This is a genomic window from Embleya sp. NPDC056575 (assembly GCF_042793325.1).
Taxonomy (GTDB): domain Bacteria; phylum Actinomycetota; class Actinomycetes; order Streptomycetales; family Streptomycetaceae; genus Embleya.
The window spans coordinates 18,237-34,073 of record NZ_JBHTVA010000027.1 but is presented as its reverse complement, the minus strand read 5'-3'; the positions used below and the strand labels follow the sequence as shown (position 1 = coordinate 34,073).

The 15,837-nt window shown below is 72.2% G+C and carries 15 protein-coding genes; 9 read left to right on the top strand and 6 right to left on the bottom strand.

What is annotated here, in order from left to right:
• Positions 1-14 precede the first annotated feature (14 nt).
• The 4 genes from ACFRCG_RS22150 to ACFRCG_RS22135 all read left to right on the top strand — a co-directional run bounded on the left by ACFRCG_RS22150 (position 15) and on the right by ACFRCG_RS22135 (position 5,380).
• The gene (locus ACFRCG_RS22150) at positions 15-932 is read left to right on the top strand and encodes a branched-chain amino acid transaminase (RefSeq protein ID WP_380033898.1); all 918 of its coding nucleotides are present in this window, start codon (positions 15-17) and stop codon (positions 930-932) included.
• 123 nt (positions 933-1,055) lie between these two features.
• Entirely contained in the window at positions 1,056-1,259 is a 204-nt protein-coding gene (locus ACFRCG_RS22145) for a hypothetical protein (RefSeq protein ID WP_380033896.1), read from the top strand.
• Between the two features lie 477 nt (positions 1,260-1,736).
• Complete coding sequence (locus ACFRCG_RS22140) at positions 1,737-3,470, top strand: ABC transporter ATP-binding protein (protein ID WP_380033894.1); 1,734 nt, start codon at positions 1,737-1,739, stop codon at positions 3,468-3,470.
• Positions 3,467-5,380 (top strand): ABC transporter ATP-binding protein, encoded by a 1,914-nt coding sequence (locus ACFRCG_RS22135; protein WP_380033892.1) that lies wholly within the window; start codon positions 3,467-3,469, stop codon positions 5,378-5,380. Before ACFRCG_RS22140 ends, ACFRCG_RS22135 begins: the two co-directional genes overlap by 4 nt.
• A gap of 28 nt (positions 5,381-5,408) precedes the next feature.
• Here ACFRCG_RS22135 and ACFRCG_RS22130 read toward each other — a convergent pair whose 3' ends face one another.
• Positions 5,409-6,683: an MFS transporter gene (locus ACFRCG_RS22130; RefSeq protein ID WP_380033890.1), complete on the bottom strand. Its 1,275-nt coding sequence runs from the start codon at positions 6,681-6,683 to the stop codon at positions 5,409-5,411.
• A gap of 191 nt (positions 6,684-6,874) precedes the next feature.
• On the opposite strand from ACFRCG_RS22130, the gene ACFRCG_RS22125 reads away from it, so the two are divergent.
• A complete protein-coding gene (locus tag ACFRCG_RS22125; RefSeq protein WP_380033888.1) occupies positions 6,875-7,615 on the top strand; it encodes a FadR/GntR family transcriptional regulator in 741 nt (246 codons plus the stop codon).
• Positions 7,616-7,626: 11 nt separating this feature from the next.
• Positions 7,627-8,868 (top strand): pyridoxal-phosphate dependent enzyme, encoded by a 1,242-nt coding sequence (locus ACFRCG_RS22120; protein WP_380033886.1) that lies wholly within the window; start codon positions 7,627-7,629, stop codon positions 8,866-8,868.
• Positions 8,869-8,889: 21 nt separating this feature from the next.
• Here ACFRCG_RS22120 and ACFRCG_RS22115 read toward each other — a convergent pair whose 3' ends face one another.
• The 3 genes from ACFRCG_RS22115 to ACFRCG_RS22105 all read right to left on the bottom strand — a co-directional run bounded on the left by ACFRCG_RS22115 (position 8,890) and on the right by ACFRCG_RS22105 (position 10,983).
• Positions 8,890-9,504 carry a DJ-1/PfpI family protein gene (locus ACFRCG_RS22115; RefSeq protein WP_380033884.1) on the bottom strand — a complete coding sequence of 205 codons (615 nt, stop codon included), beginning with the start codon at positions 9,502-9,504 and terminating at the stop codon, positions 8,890-8,892.
• A 102-nt stretch (positions 9,505-9,606) separates the two neighbouring features.
• Positions 9,607-10,008, bottom strand: coding sequence for a pyridoxamine 5'-phosphate oxidase family protein (locus ACFRCG_RS22110; RefSeq protein ID WP_380001412.1), 402 nt, complete (start codon positions 10,006-10,008; stop codon positions 9,607-9,609).
• A 147-nt stretch (positions 10,009-10,155) separates the two neighbouring features.
• Positions 10,156-10,983 (bottom strand): isocitrate lyase/phosphoenolpyruvate mutase family protein, encoded by an 828-nt coding sequence (locus ACFRCG_RS22105; RefSeq protein WP_380033883.1) that lies wholly within the window; start codon positions 10,981-10,983, stop codon positions 10,156-10,158.
• A gap of 156 nt (positions 10,984-11,139) precedes the next feature.
• Between ACFRCG_RS22105 and ACFRCG_RS22100 the strand changes: the two genes are divergently transcribed.
• Positions 11,140-12,732, top strand: coding sequence for a class I adenylate-forming enzyme family protein (locus tag ACFRCG_RS22100; RefSeq protein WP_380033881.1), 1,593 nt, complete (start codon positions 11,140-11,142; stop codon positions 12,730-12,732).
• Between the two features lies 1 nt (position 12,733).
• On the opposite strand, the gene ACFRCG_RS22095 is transcribed toward ACFRCG_RS22100, so the two are convergent.
• Positions 12,734-13,435, bottom strand: a complete 702-nt coding sequence (locus tag ACFRCG_RS22095; RefSeq protein ID WP_380033879.1) for a helix-turn-helix transcriptional regulator — start codon at positions 13,433-13,435, stop codon at positions 12,734-12,736.
• Positions 13,436-13,546: 111 nt separating this feature from the next.
• A complete protein-coding gene (locus ACFRCG_RS22090; RefSeq protein ID WP_078974164.1) occupies positions 13,547-14,155 on the bottom strand; it encodes a superoxide dismutase in 609 nt (202 codons plus the stop codon).
• Between the two features lie 138 nt (positions 14,156-14,293).
• Between ACFRCG_RS22090 and ACFRCG_RS22085 the strand changes: the two genes are divergently transcribed.
• Both ACFRCG_RS22085 and ACFRCG_RS22080 read left to right on the top strand, forming a co-directional pair.
• Positions 14,294-15,343, top strand: coding sequence for a questin oxidase family protein (locus ACFRCG_RS22085; protein ID WP_380033877.1), 1,050 nt, complete (start codon positions 14,294-14,296; stop codon positions 15,341-15,343).
• A gap of 127 nt (positions 15,344-15,470) precedes the next feature.
• Positions 15,471-15,749: a hypothetical protein gene (locus ACFRCG_RS22080; RefSeq protein WP_380033875.1), complete on the top strand. Its 279-nt coding sequence runs from the start codon at positions 15,471-15,473 to the stop codon at positions 15,747-15,749.
• Positions 15,750-15,837: the final 88 nt, after the last annotated feature.

Here is a 15,837-nt window from a genome sequence, read left to right as displayed (position 1 = left end):
CGGTGGGAGCAGCCATGGCACTGATCGAAGCGGACCGGATCTGGATGAACGGCACGCTCGTGCCGTGGGCCGACGCCAAGGTGCACGTACTCAGCAACGGTCTGCACTACGGCACGGGCGTGCTCGAAGGCACCCGCGCGCACGCCACCCCGCGGGGCCCCGCCGTGTTCCGCCTGGACGACCACCTGCGCCGGTTCCGGGAAAGCGCGCACATCCTGGGCTTCGAACTGCCCTACGATCCGGCCGCGCTGCGCACCGCGACGCTGGAGTTGATCGCGGTCAACGGACACGACGAGTGCTACCTGCGCCACCTCGCGCACCTGGGCTACGGCGAGATGGGTCCGGGCTTTCGCCCCGGGCTGCCGGTCGAGGTGAGCATCGCGGGCTGGGAGTGGCACGCCTACCTCGGCGACAGCGCCGAGCGCGGCGTCCGGCTCGCCACCAGTTCGTGGCGGCGCAACGACCCCAACGCGATGCCGCCGGCGGCCAAGGCCACGGCCGGCTACCTCAACTCGGCGCTGGCCAAGACCGCCGCGCTGCGCGCCGGTTACGACGAGGCGCTGCTGTTGAACGCGGACGGGTACGTCAGCGAGTGCAGCGCGGCCAACGTGTTCGCGGTGCGCGAGGGCGTGCTCTGCACGCCGCCGCCGAGCGCCGGCGCGCTGCGCGGGATCACCCAGGACACCGTGCTCACCCTGGCCCGCGACCTGGGCCTGGAGGTGCGGGTGCAGAACCTGCTGCGGAGCGATCTGTACACCGCCGAGGAGGTGTTGGTCACCGGCACGGCCGCCGGCGTGATCCCGGTGGCGTCGCTGGACGACCGCGAGGTGGGCAGCGGTCCGATCACCCGCAAGATCCAGGCCGCTTACACCGCGGCGGTCACCGGAAGGGACGAGCGATACGCGCACTGGCTCACCCTCGTGGAGCAGTGACGGCGGCCGAACGGGTCACACCCGACGGTCGACACACCCCCGAATAGGGGAAATCTCCCATGATATGCAGTTTTTCGGATATTCATAGCTCGCCCTGCTCACGCCCACTCCATGGGAGATGACATGCGTATCCGTACCACCCTGGTCGCCGTCGCCGGTGCCGCCCTCTTCGCGTTCGCCGGTGCCGGTACCGCCCAGGCGCACGAAAGCGGCGTCGAGGTCGACCACACCACCGTCTCCGGCGTGCTCATCGCGCACGGCTGTGGTGGCCACGGCGGCAAGGTCGCCGCGTTCCACGCCTCGCGAACGCACGTCTCGATCCACTGACCTACGCCCGCAGCGAACGCGGCAAGCGGCCCGTCCACCCCCGAGGTGGGCGGGCCGCTGTGCTGTGTACGGTGCACAAGGGCCGGCGACGACCCCAGGGCATCGACGCGTCCCGGTCGCCCGCGTCTTGACTTCAAGTCGACTTGAAGTTCTACGGTTCGAACCGAAGTCTCCACGGTTTCGACGTGTCGCCCGGGCACCGTCGCCGACCCGCGTCCGGCATCCTGGACCACTCACGGGGAGATCCGCCATGCACAGCCCGCCGTCCACCGACGTCCGCCCGCGCCGCCACCCGGCCGTCGTGCGCAATCCGATCGACCGTTGCGGCCACGGGCACTACCGTCGGGAGCAGGACCCGCCCCGACGACGCGCGCCCGACCCATGCCCAGGACCGGCGCCCCGCACAAGCCCCGGCCCGAGGCCGCTCCGGGCCGCCGCCTCCTGTCGGCCGCGCTCCTTTGACCCGAAGAGGACATCGTGCTGATCCGACTGCTGCGCGCACATCTGCGCCCCTACGCCAAGCCGATCGGCCTGGTGGTGCTGCTGCAACTGGTCCAGACCCTCGCCACCCTGTACCTGCCGACCCTCAACGCCGACCTGATCAACCACGGCGTGGTCGAGGGCGACACCGGCTACATCCTGCGCGTCGGTGGCGTGATGATCGGCGTCACCCTGGTCCAGATCGTCTGCGCCGCGGTAGCCGTGTACTTCGGTGCCCGCATCGCCATGGGCGTGGGCCGCGACATCCGCTCCGCCGTGTTCGACCGGGTGCAGACCTTCTCCGCGCGCGAGGTCGGCCGGTTCGGCGCCCCGTCGTTGATCACCCGCACCACCAACGACGTGCAACAGGTCCAGATGCTGGCGCTGTTGGCGCTGACCCTGATGGTGTCCGCGCCGATCATGTGCTTCGGCGGCATCCTGATGGCGGTCAACCAGGACGTCCCGATGTCCCTGCTGTTCCTGCTGATCGTGCCCGTGCTGATCCTCGCCGTGGGGTGGATCGTACGGGCGATGCCGCCGCTGTTTCGCACGCTGCAGGGCCGGATCGACAACGTGAACCGGATCATGCGCGAGCAGATCACCGGGATCCGGGTGATCCGCGCGTTCGGCCGCGACGGCCACGAACAGGCCCGCTACGCGGACGCCAACGCGGACATCCGCGACGTGTCGCTCTCCGTCGGCCGGCTGATGGCGTTCATGTATCCGTCGGTCCTGCTCGTATGGGAGACCTCGGCGATCGTCATCGTGTGGATCGGCGGACACCGGATCGGCGACCGGTCGATGGACATCGGCGCGCTGGTCGCCTTCCTCAGCTACCTGATGCAGATCCTGACCTCGGTCATGATGGCCACCTTCATGACCATGATGATCCCGCGCGCGGCGGTGTGCGCCGACCGGATCACCGAGGTCCTGGACACCGAGACCAGCCTGACCGTATCGAAGGCACCGGTGACCGCGCTGCACGCGCACGGCCGGCTCGAACTGCGCGACGTGAGCTTTTGCTATCCCGGCGCGGAGGAGCCGGTACTGCGCGGCATCGACCTGATCGCCCGGCCCGGCGAGACCACCGCGGTGATCGGCAGCACCGGCGCGGGCAAGACCACACTGCTCGGCCTGATTCCGCGCCTGTTGGACGTCACCGGCGGCTCGGTGCTGATCGGCGGCGTGGACACCCGCGAACTCGAGGCCGGGCTGCTGTCGCGCACGGTGGGCCTGGTCCCGCAGAAGCCGTACCTGTTCTCCGGCACCGTCGCCTCCAACCTGCGCTACGGCAATCCGGACGCCACCGACGAGGAGTTGTGGCGGGCCCTGGAGATCGCCCAGGCCCGCGACTTCGTCGAGGCCCTGCCCGAGAAGCTGGACGCGCCGATCGCCCAGGGCGGCGGCAACGTCTCCGGCGGCCAGCGGCAACGCCTGGCGATCGCCCGGCTGTTGGTGGTCAAACCGGAGATCTACCTGTTCGACGACTCGTTCTCCGCGCTCGACTACGCCACCGACGCGGCGCTGCGCGCGGCGCTGCTCGCGGAAACCGCCGAGGCCACCGTGGTGATCGTGGCCCAGCGGGTGGCCACCATCCGGCACGCGGACCGGATCGTGGTGCTGGACGAGGGCCGTGTGGTCGGCACCGGCACCCACGCCGAGTTGATGGCCGACAGCGACACCTACCGCGAGATCGTGCTGTCCCAGCTCACCGAGGAGGAGGCGGCGTGACCACCACCGACGAGGGCGCCGGCCCGCGCGAGACCGAGAGCGACACCGAGACCGAGGCCGCCGTCCCCGCCCGCCGCCCGGGACCGCAGGCCGGCGGTGGGCCGATGACGCGGATGATCGGCGGCCCGCCCATCGAGAAGTCGATGCACTTCAAGGCCAGCAGTCGGCGACTGCTGCGCATGATGGCCCCCGAGCGCGCCCGACTGTACGCGCTGCTGTTCTGCGGCATCGCGGGCGTCGGCCTGTCGGTGCTCACCCCCCGGCTGCTCGGCAAGGCCACCGACGCGATCTTCACCGGCGCGGGCCGCGGCGGAGGCATCGACTACGACCACGTCCGCGACATCCTGCTCGTCACCTTCGCGGTGGTGGCCGGCTCGGTGTTGTTCGCGTTCGTCCAGGGCCGACTGACCGCGACCATCGTGCAACGCACCACCTACCGGCTGCGCGAGCAGGCCGAGACCAAGCTGTCCCGGCTGCCGCTGAACTACTTCGACAAGCAGCCCCGGGGCGAGGTGCTCTCGCGCACCACCAACGACATCGACAACATCGCCCAGACCCTCCAGCAGGCGATGGGCCAGATCGTGCGCTCGCTGCTGACCATCGTCGGCGTGCTGGTGATGATGTTCTGGATCTCCCCGCTGCTCGCGCTGGTCGCGCTGATCAGCGTGCCCACCTCGATCCTGGTCACCGTGGTGATCGGCAAGCGCGCCCAGCCGCAGTTCGTCAAGCAGTGGTCGAGCACCGGCAAGCTCAACGCGCACATCGAGGAGATGTACACCGGCCACGCGCTGGTCAAGGTGTTCGGCCGGCAGAAGGAGTCCGCCGAGGTCTTCGACAAGCACAACGAGGCGCTGTACACGGCCGGGTTCAAGGCCCAGTTCATCTCCGGCCTGATCCAGCCGGCGATGTCCTTCGTGGGCAACCTCAACTACGTGCTGGTCGCGGTGATCGGCGGGCTGCGGGTGTCCTCGGGCGCGATGACGCTCGGCGACATCCAGGCGTTCATCCAGTACTCGTACGAGTTCAACGGACCCGTCACCCAGGTCGCCGCGATGTCCAACCTGCTCCAGTCCGGAGTGGCCTCGGCGGAGCGGGTGTTCGCGCTGCTCGACGCCAAGGAGCAGTCCCCCGACCCGGAGCCGGCCGTACACCTGGAGAAGGTGACCGGGCACGTCGCCTTCGAGGGGGTCTCCTTCCGCTACGAGCCGACCAAGCCGCTGATCGAGAACCTGGACCTGGAGGTGCACCCGGGCCAGACGGTGGCCATCGTCGGGCCGACCGGCGCGGGCAAGACCACGCTGGTGAACCTGCTGATGCGGTTCTACGAGGTCACCGAGGGACGGATCACCGTCGACGGTGTGGACATCGCCACGATGACCCGCGAGGACCTGCGCGCGCCGATCGGGATGGTGCTCCAGGACACGTGGCTGATCGGTGGCACGATCGCGGACAACATCGCGTACGGCGTCGGCGACGTCTCGCGCGAGCGCGTCGTCGAGGCGGCCCGGGCCACCCACGCCGACCGCTTCGTGCGCACCCTGCCCGACGGATACGACACCGTGCTCGACGACGAGGCCGGCAACCTCAGCGCCGGCGAGAAGCAACTGCTCACCATCGCCCGGGCGTTCCTGACCGAGCCGCAGATCCTGGTGCTCGACGAGGCGACCAGTTCGGTGGACACCCGCACCGAGGTGCTGATCCAAAAGGCGATGAACTCGCTGCGCCGGGGCCGGACCAGCTTCGTGATCGCGCACCGGTTGTCCACGATCCGCGACGCGGACGTGATCCTGGTGATGGAGTCGGGCTCGATCGTCGAACAGGGCACGCACGAGGCGTTGTTGGCCTCGGATGGCGCCTATGCCCGGCTGTACGCCTCGCAGTTCGCCCAGCCGGCCGCGGAAGTCCTGTAAACCCGATGGGCGGTCCGGTGCCGGTGGGTCAGGCACCGGGCCGCCGGGCGGGTTCGGGGGCTTCGGATTCGGCGCCGCCCGTCGCGCCGCGGCCGCCGGAGAGCACCAGGCCGACCAGGAGTTGGCCGACGGCGGTGACCACGAGGGCCGCCATCGGCACCGTCCAGCCGCCGGTGGCGCCGTGCATCAGGCCGAGCGCGAACGGGCCGGTCGCGGCGACCCCGTAGCCGAGCGACTGGGCCAGCGTGGACAGTGCGGTCGTCTCTGCGGCGCCGGCGCCACTGCCGCCGATCACCGAGAGCACCAGCGGGAACGAGCAGAAGCCCACCCCGACCGCCACCGCCCACAACACCGGCGCCGCGACCGGCGCGATCAGCAGGCCGGCGAAGCCGATCAGCATGCTCACCGAGACCAGCACGAACGCCGGCCGCAGCCGCCCGGTGGCCCGCACGAACGCGAGCAGCGCGAATGTGGCGGGGATGCCCGCGCCCTGGGTGATCGCCAACATCGCGCCCGCGCCGCCGTGGCTCATCCCCCGGTCCGACAGCAGCGTGGGCAACCACCCCACCAGCGCGTAGCAGTTCAACGCCTGCAGCGCGAAGTAGGCGGTGACCAGGCGGCCCAGACGGGTGCGCGCCATCGCCCACGGCGATACATGCCCCGCGGCCCCGGTGCCGCCCGCCACCGCGTGCGGGGCCCGGACCAGCGACCACACGAGCAGCGCCGCCACCGCCGGGATCGCCCACACGGCCAGGCCCAGCGAGGGCGAGTCGAGCCCGTCGGCCACCGGCACGGCCACCGCGGCGGCCAATGTCGCGCCCAGCGCCATCACCGTCGTGTACACCCCGGTCAGCACCGACACGCGGTGCGGGAAGTGTCCGCGCAGCAGGGCGGGCAGCAGCACATTGCCCACGGCCAGCCCCGACATGCCCACGACGGTGCCGGTCAGCAGCGCCCAGGTGGCCGGCACCATCCGCAGACCCAGCCCGGCGGCGAGCGCGACCAGCGCCACCAGGACCGCGTGCTCGGTGCCGAACCGGCGGGCCAGCGGCGAGGCGGTCAGCCCGGCGGCGGCGAAGCACAGGGTCGGCAGGGTGGGCAGCAGCGACGCCGTCACCGAGCCGAAGCCCAGCGTGTCGCGCAGCGCCTCCAGGAGCGCCGCCGCGCTGCTGATGCCGAGCCGCAGGTTGAACGCGATCAGCACGATGCCCACACCGGCCAGCCACGCGGCCCGCCGACGAGCGGCCGGATCGGCGGCGGTCGGCACCGCGAGCGAGGTGGGGGCGGGGACGGCGGAAGTCATGGATCAAAGGTAAGACGTCTGATGAATCCTGTCCAGATGACGTCCGATCATCCGACGTATACGGAGGTATCCTGAGGTCCGGCGAGGGTTTCGCGGCCGGTCGGCGAATTCCATCCGTCGAGTTTCCGTCGTCGCCCGAGGGGCGGCCGTCCCGGTCGCCGCCGACGTCCCAGGTCAGGAGTCCGCGCGCGATGAGCAGCCTCGAATCCGTGCGCCGGCCGGCGCTGTCCGCCGAGGTGATCGCCCGGCTGCGCGAGCGGATCACCTCCGGTGACTGGCCGGTCGGCGACCGCATCCCGCCCGAGCCCGAACTGATGACACAGCTCCAGGTGGCCCGGGGCACGCTGCGCGAGGCGGTGCGCGCGCTCGCCCACGCGGGCCTGCTGGACGTGCGCCAGGGCGACGGCACCTACGTCCGGGCCGTCAGCGAACTCTCCGGCGCGGTCGAACGCCTCTACGGCGGCAGCGACATCGGCCAGGTCCTGGAGGTACGCCAGGCACTCGACCTCCAGGCCGCCCGGCTCGCCGCGATCCGTGCCGAGGAGAGCGACCTGGCCGCGCTCGACGACGCGCTGCGCCGGCGCCGGGCGGCGTGGGACGCGCGCGACTTCGACGCGTGGATCACCGCCGACTGGGAGTTCCACCTGGGCGTCGCCGACGCGGCGCACAATCCGCTGCTGGCCGAGCTGTACCGCAATCTGTCCGGCCCGGTGCGGGCCTCGGTGGCCGACTCCTGGACCGACCCGGGTTACCAGGGCGCGGCACCCGCGGGCCACGAGGACCTGCTCCGCGCGCTGCGCGACCGCGACCCGGCCGAGGCCGCGCGCCAGGCCGATGCCAACCTGACCGACACCCACGACTGGCACGCGGTGCGTTCGACGAACCGCCCGGCGCCGCGGGCGAATCCCCCGGAGGCGCAGGCGCGGCGTTAGGCTCGACGGTCATGATCTCCGAAGTTGCCACACCCCGGTCGAGCCCGTCCGGTCCGGGGGAATCGCTGGCCACGGTGCAGCGTTCGCTGGGCGATCCGAGCGTCGAGTTTCCGCTGTGGCCGCCGCTGGTGTCCGGGTGTCCGGTGACGGGCACCGACGAGGTCGCCTATCCGGTCGAGGTGGACTACGCCTACGACCGGGTCGAGCCGAAGCTGTTCGCGCCGGGTGGCCCGCGCGCCGGACTGGCCCGCTGGGCGCCGCTGTTGCCGCCGCTGCTCGGGTCCGGACTGGGCGAGGGCGACACGCCGCTGATCGAGTTCGGCGACGGGGTGTACGTCAAGGACGAGTCGCGCAACCCCACCTGGAGCCACAAGGACCGGATCAACCGCTGTACGGTCTCCGCCGCGCTCGCCGTGGGCGCGCCCGGCGTCGTGGTGTCCTCCTCCGGCAACCACGGCGCGTCGGCGGCGGCCTTCGCGGCCCGGGCCGGGCTGCCGGCGGTGGTGCTGGCGTCCTCGGACGCGCCGCCGGCGGTGTACTCGTTCCTGGAGGCGTACGGCGCGACCGTGCTGCCCGTACCGGCCGAGGCGCGGTGGGGGCTGATGCGCGAGATCGTCGACCGGCTCGGCTTCCATCCGCTGAGCAACCTCACCACCACGCACACCGGCCACGCCTTCGGCCCCGAGGGCTACAAGACCATCGCGTACGAGATCCACGCCGAACTCGGCGTCCCGGCGGCGGTGTTCGTCCCGACCGGCTACGGCGAGCTGCTGTTCGGGGTGTGGAAGGGCTTCGCCGAACTCCGCCGCCTCGGCCTGACCGACCGCACGCCCCGGCTGTTCTCGTGCGAGCCGGCCGCCGGCGGACCCCTGGCCGCGGCGGTGCGCGCGGGCCTGCCGGCCGCACACGTCCCGGTCGGCCGCACCACCGCGTACGCGATCGACTGCCCCGTCGGCGGCTACCGGGGCGTCCTGGCCGTGGAACACGACGAACGGCGGGCCCTGCTCCTCACCGACGCCCAACTGACTGCGGCCCGCGCGGAGTTGAGCCGCCAGGGGATCTGGGTGGAAACCTCCGCCGCGGCGGGCCTGGCGGGCCTGCGGGCACACGGGCCGATCGAGGGGCCGGTGGTCTGCGTGGCCACGTCCAGCGGCTTCAAGGACCTCGACGTCGGCACCCACCGACCGGACCCGGTGGAGCCGACGTGGACGGGGGTCGAGGCCCGCCTAAGGGCGGCGGGAATCGCGGCGTAGCGGCGGCGTCGCCGGGCCCGGTCAGCCCGTCGTCACGCGCTCGCCCGCGCGCAGGACCCGGAACACGTGCTCCACGGTGGACTGCTTCTCCCCGACCGGGGCCACGTAGTCGATCGCCGCCCGGGCCGCCGCCTCGCCCAGTGTGCGGGAGATCGTCCAGGCGGCCAGATACTGCGAGGCCATGCAGCCGCCGGCGGTGGCGATCGGGCCGGACGCGTGGAACGGGGCGTCCAGAACCTCGACGCCGGCCGCCTCGACCCACGGCCGGGAGGTGGCGTCGGTACAGGCGGGCAGGTCGGTCAGCAGGCCGAGTCGGGCCAGGACCAGGGCGCCGGAGCACTGGGAGCCGACGAGTTGCCGGCCGGGGTCGAGCGGCAGACCCGCGAGCAGCGTGTCGTCGGCGACCACGTCGCGGGTCCTGATGCCGCTGCCGATCAACACCACGTCGGCCTCGGGGATGAAGTCGAACGTGCGTTGTCCGGTGACCTCCACGCCGTTCATCGAGGTGACCGTCGGCGTGGGCGTGGTGATGTAGGCCGTCAGACCGTCGTGCCGACAGCGGTTGACGATGGCCGCCGCCACGAAGCTGTCCAGTTCGTTGAAGCCGTCGAAGGTGACCACGGCAACCTGTGTCATCGACCCATCCCCGTTCGAATCGGTGTACCCGCACTCTCCCGGCAGGCTACGCCCCGACGGCCGGTACACCCCACCCCACGGTGGTCGAGCGCGGCCCCGCCCCTACACCGTCCCCATCCGCCGAGTCACCGCGATCTCGATCACCACCCGCTCCGGATTCACCCTCGGCTCGCGGTAGCGCTCGGTGTACCGCCGCACCGCCTCGGCGACGGCCTCCGGATCGCGGTTGACCGTCGCGATCCCCTCCAGCGTGGACCAGCGCCGCCCGGCGACCTGGGAGAGCGCGACGCGGGCGCCCGGTGCCGCCGCGAGCACGTTGCGGACCTTCTTGCTCGCGCCGTGCGAGATGACCCGGGCGATCCCGGACACGTCGTCGTACGTGGCGCCGACGGGCACCTGGTGCGGCGTGCCGTCGGGGCGGTGCGTGACCAGCAGGCACAGGTGTCGTTCCTGCCAGAAGTCCCGGAAATCCGCGGTGATGGTCGGCGGAACGTGCAACGTCATCGAGATCAGGTCTTTCACGATCGAGCCGGCCGAGTCCGGCGAAGCCGTCCCGGCCCCGCCCCAGCAGTATGCCGCGCCGCACCCCACCCCCCGCGCCCCGGCCCACCCGCCGACACCGTCGGCCTTCGGAAAGCCGCGGCGCCGGTCTCAGTGCGCCCGGTACACCTCCGACATCGCCTGCGCCTGTGCGTACGTCGGCGCGTCGCCCGCCGTCGCGGCGCCGTCGTGCGCGACCGACCACGCCAGGTCCACCGCGCTGCTCACCGCGACCCGGAACAGCAGCGACCCCGTGCTGATCCGTCGCACGCCGAGCTGCGCGAGGCGGGCCCGGGACAGGCCGGTGGGGCTGTACAGGATGTTCAGCGGCGCGTCGGTGGCGCCCACCAGCTTCTCGATCACGGCCTCGTCCTGGACGCCCGGTACGAACACGCCGTCGGCCCCCGCCGCCCGGTAGGCCCGGATCCGCCGCACCGTCTCGTCCGGCGAGGCGTCCGGGCCGCCCGCCCAGTACGTGTCCGTGCGCGCGTTGACGAACAGCGTCGGCGCGGCCTGCTTGATCGCGGCGATCACCGCGACCTGGTGGTCCGCGTCGGTCAGCGTCCCGTCGGCCCGCCCGTCCTCGATGTTGATCCCCGCCACCCCGGCCCGTACCAGCTCGGCCCCCAGCGCCGCGACGTCCTCCGGGCGCTCGGCGAAACCACCCTCGACGTCGACGCTGACCGGCACCGGCAGCCGCGCGATCCCGGCCCCCAGGCGAACCGTCTCCTCACGCGTGCCGCCGACCCCGTCCGGCTTGCCCACCGCGATCGCGACGCCCAGGCTCGTCGTCCCGATCGCCGGGAACCCGCGCTCGACCAGCGCCGCCGCCGTGGCGTGGTCCCACGCGTTCGGCAACACCAGTGGCGTGTCGGCCCGATGCAGGGCCAGGAATTCGGCGTAACGATCGGCGTTGGCGGCCTGGTTCACAGTACTCATCGAGCATGCCCTCCGAATCGACGACGACCGCCCGATCGCGGCCGGCCCCGACGATCCTCCCCCACCGCCCCGGGTCCCGACAGCCGAAATCCCGGCCCGCCCCCCGAACCCGCCGCCCACCTGCGGTAGCGTCCCGGCGAGAAGGTCGGAGGCCCCATGCTGCTGCACGAGATCCTGGTCGCCGCGGCTCGGGAGGTACCCGATCGCACCGCGCTGATCGTCCCCGGACACCCGTTCCGCACCCCGGCGGCCACAGCGGTCGCCGACCCGCCCACCACGTCCTGGACGTTCGCCGAACTGACCGCGCGCTCCCGAGCCCTGGCCACGAATGTGGCGAAGCGCACGTCGCCCGGCGCCCGGGTCGCGATCCTCGCGCACAATCGGGCCGAGTACGTCGCCGCCTACTACGGCGTCCCGTGGGCCGGGCGCGTCCTGGTCCCGCTCAACCCCCGGCTGCACCCGCGCGAATGGGCCGACCAACTCGCCCGCTCCGGCGCGGAACTGCTCCTCGGCGACGCCGACCTGCTCGGCACACTCGCCTGGCCGGGCGGCCCGAGCCTGGAACTGGACGCGGCCGTCACCGCCGAGCACACCGGTGCCGAGTGGAGCGCCGACGACCCGCCGACCGACGCCGCCTTCGACCCCGCCGCCGACGAATCCGCCCTGACCTGGCTGCTGTTCACCTCCGGCACCACCGGCCGGCCCAAGGGCGTGCGGCTCACCCACCGCGGTCTGATCGCGGCCATGCGCGCCTCGCTGGCCTGCCGCCCGGTCGACCCGGACACCGTCGTACTGACCCCCTTCCCGCTGGCGCACGTGGCCGGCTACCAGGTGTTGGCACACCATCTGGCCCGCCGCCCGGTGGTCGTGCTGCGCCGCTATCTCCCGACCGAACTGGCGTCTGTGGCCCGCGAGTTCGAGGTGACCAGCCTGTCCCTGGCGCCGACCATGATCGACGCGCTCCTCGACCACGTGCGCGAGGGCGACGGGTTGCGCGAGCGCATCCGCTCGATCAGCTACGGCGCCTCGCCGATCACCCCCGAGCTGATCCGCCGGGTGGGCGCGCTGCTCGGCTGCGGCCTGGGGCAGGGGTACGGGATGACCGAGTTGTCGGGCAACGCGGTGTTCCTGAACGCCGCCGACCACCGCGACGCCGCGAACGATCGCCCGCACCTGTACACCGCCGCCGGGCGCCCCGGCCCGGGGGTGGAGATCCGGATCGTCGACGACGCGGGCCGGCCGCTGCCCGCCGGCGCCGTCGGCGAGATCTCGGTCCGGTCCGAGCAGGTCGCGGACGGCTACTGGCAGGTGGACACCGGCGAGTTCGCGGCGGGCTGGTTCCGCACGGGCGACCTGGGCCGACTCGACGCCGAGGGCTACCTGTACGTCCTGGACCGCAAGAAGGACGTGATCATCACCGGCGGGGAGAACGTCAGCGCCCGCGAGGTGGAGGCGGTCCTGCGCGAACACCCCGGCGTACGCGAGGTCGCGGTGGTCGGCGAACCCGACACCCGGTGGGGCGAACGGGTGGTCGCCGTGGTGGTCCCGACCGCCGGACACACCATCGACCCGGACGAGTTGGTCGCGCTGTGCCGCGCGCACCTGGCCGGCTTCAAGGTCCCGCGCCGGGTCGTGTTCACCGACGCGCTGCCGGTCACCGGCACCGGCAAGATCAGCAAACCCGCCCTGCGCGAACGTGTCCTGGAATGGAGTCGCGCCGACTCCCCGGCCGGGCACACGGGCTCCTGAGCTACTCCGCGCCCGACGACCCCTCGTCGGCCTGCGTCGACCCCGCCTCGGGCCAGGTCCCCCGGGGCCGGATCTCGTACGCGCAGTGCGGCGCGCCGGCCACCATGTGGCTCACCCGCCGCACCTCGGTGTCCGGCAACGCCTCGCGCAGGAAGGCCAGTTCCGACGAGCACGCGCTGCCGCAGCGGATCGCCACGTCGAAGATCGCGCAGTTCTGCTCGACGATCAGCCAGCCGCCGCCGTCCGCCAGCGGTCGCGCTGCGGCCAGGTAGCCGTCCTCGTCGAGGATGGTGGCGATCGCGGCCACCCGATCGGCGAGGTCGGGCGCGGTGGTCCGGGTCCGGGCGCGCTCCAGGCGCCGCTCCCGGCGCCGGTCGAACAGGCGGTCCACAAAGCCGGGTTCCTCGGCCTGTGCGGTCTCCAGGAGATCCCCGACCAGGTCGCCGTAGCGCCGGGGGAACAGGTTCTCGCCGGCCGCGGTCAGCCGGTACACGTGCTTCGGCCGCCCCGGCCCCAGTCGGGCCTGTCGGTGGGTCACATACCCCTCGGCGACCAGTCCGGCCAACTGCTGGCGCATGCCGCTCGCGGTCATCCCGACCGCCTCGGCCAACTCCTCCGCGCGCAGTTCGCCCGCGCCCTTGAGGCGCCGCAATATCTCCCGCCGGGTCTCGGGCAACAGTGCGAACGCGTCCTGCTCGCTCACCCCGCTCGCCTCCCTCGTTCGTCCCGAGTGCCCCGAGTGTGTGTCCACCCCCACCGGACGGGGCCGCACGGGGGGGGAACCCCCGCGCGGCCCCGGACCGGACGTCGTTCCTCAGGCGCCCTTGGCGGCCGAAAGGCGCGCGGCGACGTCGTCCCAGTTGAAGACGTTCCACACGGCCTTGAAGAAGTCCGCCTTGACGTTCTTGTACTGGAGGTAGAACGCGTGCTCCCACGCGTCGATCGCGAGCAGCGGCACGGTGCCCTGCGGGATGTTGCCCTGGTGGTCGTAGACCTGGGTGACCACGATGCGCTGCGACAGCGGCTCCCACGCGGCAACGGACCAGCCCGACCCCTGCACCGTCATCGCGGTCTGCGTCATGTGCGCGCGGAACTGCTCGAAGCCGCCGAAGTCGACCCCGATCTGCTCGGCCAGGTCACCGGTGGGCTCGCCGTTGCCGGTCGGGCCCAGGTTGGTCCAGAACAGGCTGTGCAGCACGTGGCCCGAGACGTGGAAGGCCAGGTCCTTCTCCAGCTTGGAGATGGTGCCGTACGCCTCCTTGTCGCGGGCGTCGGCGAGCTGCTCGAGGGCGGTGTTGGCACCGGCCACGTACGCCGCGTGGTGCTTGTCGTGGTGCAGCTCCATGATGGCGCCGCTGATGTGCGGCTCCAGGGCGGCGTAGTCGTAGGTCAGGTCGGGGAGCGTGTAGACCTTGTCGGCCACGGGAGTTCCTCCTGCGCAGTGGTTGCGGTGACAGAGTCGACCCTATGCTTCTCCCGGGAATACCGGCAAGTTAGGCAAGACTTAACTGTCCTAACCGGAAGTCCCCGGTCCACACTCGGCACACGAAGGAAACGAACGATGCGACAACAAGCCGCCGAAGCCCTGGACGAAGCATTCGCACGTCTGCACCGCACCGGCTCCGAATTCGACGACAAGCTGTCCAATCACGGGCCGATGGCCGTCGAAGCCCTCGTGCACGCGGGCCAGTGGGAAGCCGTGCCCGCTTGGCTCGACTCCTACACCCGCCGGCTCGAACCGGTTTCGCGACCCACCGAGCGCATCGCCCGCGACGCGTGGCGCGAGGCGCTGGGCGACCGCGCCCGGGATGGCGACTGGATCGCCCTGTTCACCGACGAGATCGCCGAACGGCCGTGGCGCGAGGTGCTCGCGCTGTGGTGGCCCAGGCTGCTCCCGGGACTGCCCGGCGGCGCCACCCACGGGGTGATCCGGGTCGGACACGCGGTTCGTGCCCTGCTGGACCTCGGCGAGAGCCCGGTCCGCCTCGCCGAGTTCGCCCACGCGATGGCGTACTTCGCGTCCAGCAACCAGGCCCTGCCCGAACTGCCGCGGCTCGCGGGGGGCCGCACGCCGTTCGAGGCCCTGGACGCGGTCCCGCCCCTGCCGATCGAGGAGAAGGACCACATCAGCCGCCGGCTCGACTTCCTGGCCGGGTGGGACGCGTGGCTGACCCCGACCCTGTCGGTGCAGGAGGCCACGACCCCCGAGCAGGCGCGGACGCTGCTCGCCGACACCGTGCACGCGGCCACCCTGCGCTACCTGCGCCGCGGACACGGCAGCGGGGTGATGAACGTGCACGCGGTGACCGCCCCGAGCGCGGTGTCGCGGGTGTTGCCGGCGCTGCCGCGTGAGCAGTGGATCCCCTCGTACACCACGGCCTGGGCCACCAGCAGCGCGGTTTTCGCGGTCTACTCGGGTCGCGAGGACGCGAGCGGGACGCCCGCTCCCGCGCCCGATCCCGTCGAGGCCGGGCAGCGCGCCCTCGCGCACGGCGACGAGCACGTGATCAAGCTCGTGGACACCGCGGTGGACGTGTTCGCCCGCTCCGGCGACACCCGCGCGCTGGCCGCCGGCACGCTCGCGGCGGAGTTGATCGCGCCGGAGCACTGACCGGTCGCGCCGGGCAAGGCGACACGCCCTCGAACGGGTGAGATTCCCCCACTCGGCGCAGCCGACCGCGTTCGCTGGTGCCGCACACACCGTGCGGCACCAGCGAACCATCCATGAACGGAGCCCCATGCGCATCACCCCGCCGCTCACCGCCGCGACGGTCGGCGCCCTGCTCGCCCTGACCCCGGCCGCCCCCGCGCTCGCCGACACAAACGCGGAAACCATCACGAGCGAGACCAGCCGGATCGGCCCGGGCGGCCCGGGCGGCGTGATCGGTGAGGACGACGTGCTGCACGACCTGCGTCCGGCCGTGGTGGGTGTGCACCAGGGCATCTCCGGCGGCTTCGTGGAGGTACCCGCACCGGTGGTCCAGGCCCCGCAAATGCCGCCCATGCCCACCTTCTGACGCCCGCCCGCCTTCCCACGCCCACCTCCCCCACGGCCGCCCTCGGCCCGAACCGCGCGGGCCGGCACACCGCGGGCCGGGTCGGGCG

Excerpts from the sequence above, each read along its gene's own strand:
- ACFRCG_RS22150 (WP_380033898.1), top strand. The coding sequence starts at position 15 with ATGGCACTGATCGAAGCGGACCGGATCTGGATGAACGGCACGCTCGTG.
- ACFRCG_RS22145 (WP_380033896.1), top strand. The coding sequence starts at position 1,056 with ATGCGTATCCGTACCACCCTGGTCGCCGTCGCCGGTGCCGCCCTCTTC.
- ACFRCG_RS22130 (WP_380033890.1), bottom strand. The coding sequence starts at position 6,683 with ATGACTTCCGCCGTCCCCGCCCCCACCTCGCTCGCGGTGCCGACCGCC.
- ACFRCG_RS22125 (WP_380033888.1), top strand. The coding sequence starts at position 6,875 with ATGAGCAGCCTCGAATCCGTGCGCCGGCCGGCGCTGTCCGCCGAGGTG.
- ACFRCG_RS22120 (WP_380033886.1), top strand. The coding sequence starts at position 7,627 with ATGATCTCCGAAGTTGCCACACCCCGGTCGAGCCCGTCCGGTCCGGGG.
- ACFRCG_RS22115 (WP_380033884.1), bottom strand. The coding sequence starts at position 9,504 with ATGACACAGGTTGCCGTGGTCACCTTCGACGGCTTCAACGAACTGGAC.
- ACFRCG_RS22110 (WP_380001412.1), bottom strand. The coding sequence starts at position 10,008 with ATGACGTTGCACGTTCCGCCGACCATCACCGCGGATTTCCGGGACTTC.
- ACFRCG_RS22105 (WP_380033883.1), bottom strand. The coding sequence starts at position 10,983 with ATGAGTACTGTGAACCAGGCCGCCAACGCCGATCGTTACGCCGAATTC.
- ACFRCG_RS22100 (WP_380033881.1), top strand. The coding sequence starts at position 11,140 with ATGCTGCTGCACGAGATCCTGGTCGCCGCGGCTCGGGAGGTACCCGAT.
- ACFRCG_RS22085 (WP_380033877.1), top strand. The coding sequence starts at position 14,294 with ATGCGACAACAAGCCGCCGAAGCCCTGGACGAAGCATTCGCACGTCTG.
- ACFRCG_RS22080 (WP_380033875.1), top strand. The coding sequence starts at position 15,471 with ATGCGCATCACCCCGCCGCTCACCGCCGCGACGGTCGGCGCCCTGCTC.